The 4,372-nt window shown below is 40.2% G+C and carries 4 protein-coding genes and 1 pseudogene; all 5 read right to left on the bottom strand.

The window, feature by feature from the left end; translation table 11 throughout:
* Positions 1-253: pseudogene (locus C237_RS0110220) on the bottom strand (IS1595 family transposase); the annotation flags it as partial.
* A 141-nt stretch (positions 254-394) separates the two neighbouring features.
* Positions 395-2,638 (bottom strand): nitric-oxide reductase large subunit, encoded by a 2,244-nt coding sequence (locus tag C237_RS0110215; protein ID WP_018676397.1) that lies wholly within the window; start codon positions 2,636-2,638, stop codon positions 395-397.
* Positions 2,639-2,754: 116 nt separating this feature from the next.
* Positions 2,755-3,480: an iron-sulfur cluster repair di-iron protein gene (gene ric / locus C237_RS0110210; protein WP_018676396.1), complete on the bottom strand. Its 726-nt coding sequence runs from the start codon at positions 3,478-3,480 to the stop codon at positions 2,755-2,757.
* Between the two features lie 74 nt (positions 3,481-3,554).
* Positions 3,555-3,992, bottom strand: a complete 438-nt coding sequence (locus C237_RS0110205; protein ID WP_018676395.1) for an RrF2 family transcriptional regulator — start codon at positions 3,990-3,992, stop codon at positions 3,555-3,557.
* 99 nt (positions 3,993-4,091) lie between these two features.
* The coding region (locus tag C237_RS0110200; protein WP_018676394.1) for a transposase at positions 4,092-4,372 on the bottom strand (281 nt) is incomplete at its 5' end.

Raw genomic sequence — 4,372 nt, 5'->3', positions numbered from 1 at the left:
TTGTACTCATCAAAAACATAGCTCTGTACCATACAAGAAAAGGAAGATTTGAATTTTCCATAATAGTGCCACTGCGTAAAGAGGTGCGAAAACCACAAGATTTACACTCATAACATTCTTTGTCTCTCTTCCAATAATGTGTTGTATTTGAGCATTTTTTGCAAACCACTCCATGCTTGTCGCGCTCTTCTTTGAAATGCTTACGACAACTCTGCTCATCTCCAAACTCAGCTGTAAAAGTAAATAAGTTCATACGGATTATATTCTAAATTTAGTGCAAATATAATACTTATAGGTGTAATTAAGGATATTCAATTTTTTTTATTATCTCAAAAAAAACAGCCTTATACTTTATTGTATAAAACTGTTTTTTCAGCATGTGTTTAAATCCAGACTATCGTTTGTCTTTGAGTGACCAACCGGTTTTTAATCCGATGATGAATGAAACCAAAAGCACTTCTCCTAATGCTAATAGAATATCGCCAGGCACACGCATCCAGCGTAGGAAATTCATAATGTCTGTTTGCATAAACTCAGCCGAACGGGCGTACCAATAGCCTTCTTTTATCGAGGCGGCAGATTGCATAATTCCTATAGGTAATATACTCACGCTAACCATTACAAACAAGCCGATGTTGGTCAGCCAAAAAGCCCATCCTATCAATTTATCATTCCAGTTTCTGTCAGGGTATAGTCCACGCAACACAAATAGCATCAGCCCAATACCTAAAATTCCGTACACACCAAATAAGGCCGCGTGACCGTGAACCGCTGTGGTATTAAGTCCTTGCAGGTAATACAATGCAATAGGTGGATTGATGGCGAATCCGAAGATACCCGCACCTAAAAAATTCCAAAAACACATTGCAATAAAACAGTATATTGGCCATTTGTAAGCCTGTATCCATTGGGTAGATTTGCTCACTTGGTAGTTTTGATATGCTTCTATACCGATGAGCACTAAAGGAACAATTTCCAAGGCACTAAATGTAGCACCTAATGCCAATACTGAAGTGGGTGTAGCACTGAAATACAAGTGATGGAAAGTTCCTAAAATACCACCTGCTAAAAAGACTATTGTGGAGAAAAGTACAGCGGTGGTTGCTGATTTTAAGCGAAGTAATCCCAATCGTGTAAATAAAAAGGCTGCCACGACTGTTGCAAATACTTCAAAGAAGCCTTCTACCCAAAGGTGTACTACCCACCATCTCCAATATTCGGCGATAGCCATATGGGTTTGTCTGCCGTACATCAATCCAGCGCCATAGAACATCGCAATAGCTACTGCGGAAAGTGTGAATAAAATCAATAAATGTCTATCACTATCTTTTTTCTTAAGGGCTGGTAATAAAGCTCTTACCATCAGGAATAACCATAAGAAAAGCCCCACGAGGAGTAAGATTTGCCAGATTCTACCGAGTTCCACATATTCATAACCTTGGTGCCCCCAGAGGAAATTATCCACCAAACCTAATTTTTGCATCACCCCGAACCATTGTCCTGCCAAGGAGCCCAAAACTACGATGAGTAAAGCACCAAACAGCACATTTACACCGAGAACTTGATATTTAGGTTCGTGTCCAGAAACAGCAGGAGCGATATACAGTCCTGTGGCGAGCCAAGAGGTAGCAATCCAGAAAATAGCCAACTGCACATGCCAACTTCTCGATACCGATTGAGGCAAGTATTCATCTAACGGGAAGCCATAGAACGCGCTACCTTCCACGCCATAGTGAGCGGTAATTACGCCTGCCAACATTTGCACCAAAATCAGTAATGCTACGACCCACACATATTTGAGGGTGGCACGCATAGAGGGCGTTGGTTTCATATTTCTAAGCGGATCTTCCAGCGGTAATTTTTCGTTCAGCTCTTCTTCTTTATTTTTGGCGTGGTAGAAAACCAATAATGCCACACCGACCAATAACAACAGCACACTAAATCCTGACCACAAGTGCAGTGAAGTCGGTGGTGTGTTGCCAATTAGCGGTTCGTGAGGCCAGTTGTTGGTATAAGTTACCTCGTCGTTGGGTCTATTGGTGCTACATACCCAAGTGCTCCACGCAAAGAAAGCGTTCATTTTCCGCATTCGCTCAGGGTCTTTTATCGTATTTTTAGGAATGGCATAGCTATCCCGAAGCTCGTTCAGAGAGGCATCATTCATAAATAATTTTTGGTAATATTGAGCCAATTCCTCCTGTACCATTGCTCGTTCTTTGCTGAGTACAATTTCGTTTTTAGCCTCATCAAAAGTATTTTTTCTGATCTCTTTTTTCAGGAGAGCTTGGTATCTGGCTTGCTCATCATCAGGGAGTTGAGCATAGGTCTTGCCATCTTTTTTCGCCAAAGCGTTCAGTAGCAAAGTGGCTTCTCTGTGGAGATAGTCCGCCGTCCAGTCTGGAGCGATGTAAGCACCATGTCCCCAAATACTCCCAACAGTCTGACCACCAATGGATTGCCAAACATTCTGTCCGTCTTTAATATCTTGCCCAGTCGCCAATACAGTGCCATCTTCAGCGATGATTTTGTCTGGGATGGGCGGTACATTTCTATAAATTTCTATTCCGAAGAAAATAAGTACGGCAAAGGAGCCGATAATCACGGCGGCGAGCCATTGCCAAAGTTTTCGTGGTGTCATAATGATCTGATTTTTAAGTGTTTTTTAATAATAGGAATTGTAACTGTTATTTTAGATGAAAAAGCCAATTCTGCATATAAAGTATTTTTTTTAAAGTCATTAAAATTTTAAATTTTTTAACTGGATTGACGGAGTTCCTTTTCTAATGCGATGGCTTGCGGAAACAAAATATTATTCTCGATGTGGATATGCTTATGTAGGTCATTCTCAAACTCTTGCAACATTGCATAAGTAACTTGGTAGGTGTTGCACGCATCTGCTGGCGGAGTATAATCGTGGGTGAGTTGGGCAATGGTTCGGAAGCGTTCGCCCTCCACATCGTGTTCTTCTTTCATCATATCAACAGGATTTTCTACCGTTCCAAATTGGGCAGTAGGCACGGGTTGATGCATATATTTGGCTTTTACCAAATTTTTAATGAAAGGGAAGAGGATCAATTCTTCTTTTTTCAGATGGGCTGCCAGATCCTTTGCCGATTGGTCAAATTGAGCTTTGACTTCAAAAAGTTCAGGGTGGCGTTCGCCGTGCACTTTACAAAGTTTATCCAAAAAAGCTTGGATGATGGGCGTTTTTTCTTCCACATAGCGGTGGTGCATTTTTTCAATATAATCCACCAATAAATCCAGCGGAAAATGCTTAAAATCGATCTCTCCACCCGAGGTAGAGGGGAGGTTTTCCAGCTCGTGATAAATCTGCTGTGGCGAGATATTTTTGTCTTTGCAAGCGGCTTCTATGGTGCGTCCACCACGGCAGCAGAAGTCTATTTTGTGTTTTTTGAAGACCGCAGCAGTTCTGAAATCCTCTGCTACAATCTCTCCAATGAGTTGATTTTGTAAGTCCATTGTATTAGTTATTTTTTTGATAATGATTTAAATTTTATTTCGGATAATTTTGTCTTAAATTAAAATAAAAAAAACTATGAGATTAAGAGTTTGGTTTTCTGGTTTTTAACATCGGTTGCCATTTCCAAAAGCGTGGTGGAATCCAGCATTTTATTGATTTCGTTTCGCACTTGGGTATATTTAAAATGGAGTGGACAAGGGTTCTCATCGCCGCAAGAGAGGAAGCCCATACCGCACGCCGAAAACAGCATATTGCCATCAATGGCTTCTACAATGGCTTTCACTTTGATTTGGTTAAGGCGTTCTTTTTCAATCTCAAAACCGCCATATGGCCCCTTGACAGAGCGGATGATGTTGGCTTTGGTCAGTTGGCTCAAAATTTTAGCGGTAAATGCCTCGGGGCTACCGATATTTTCTACCACATCAGGGAGTTTTACCCGCCGATTTTGCATCGACTCTATTGCGATGAACACCGCTGCCTTAATCCCATATTTACACGCCTTGGAGAACATAAATCCACTGAATTGATACGGCAAAGGTACAACATAATTTTATTTCGGACAATTTTATCTGAAATAAATATTAATTTTCATGTATATCCGTTTTCATGCCTAAGCCCCTGTTATAGCAGCTATAATCACCCTATCGAATAATCGTTCTCCAAAATATCGCCTGTTTAGCTTGTATACAAATTCATTTAAGTATAATTGAAGATATTTGCCTTTGATTTTGTGGTAATTACCTAATAAATTTCGTTTCGCATTACTTATAAATATATGAACCCATCGCAATGTTTCCTTTGTGGTTGCTTTGCTTGATTTTTCAGTCACATATATTTCAACATAATTAGATATATCAACATAGGAAGTACTTTTATCAGTGAATACGATAG

Origin of the sequence: Riemerella columbina DSM 16469, assembly GCF_000374405.1 — a bacterium.
GTDB classification, from domain to species: domain Bacteria; phylum Bacteroidota; class Bacteroidia; order Flavobacteriales; family Weeksellaceae; genus Riemerella; species Riemerella columbina.
This window is presented reverse-complemented; position numbering and strand designations above follow the sequence as displayed.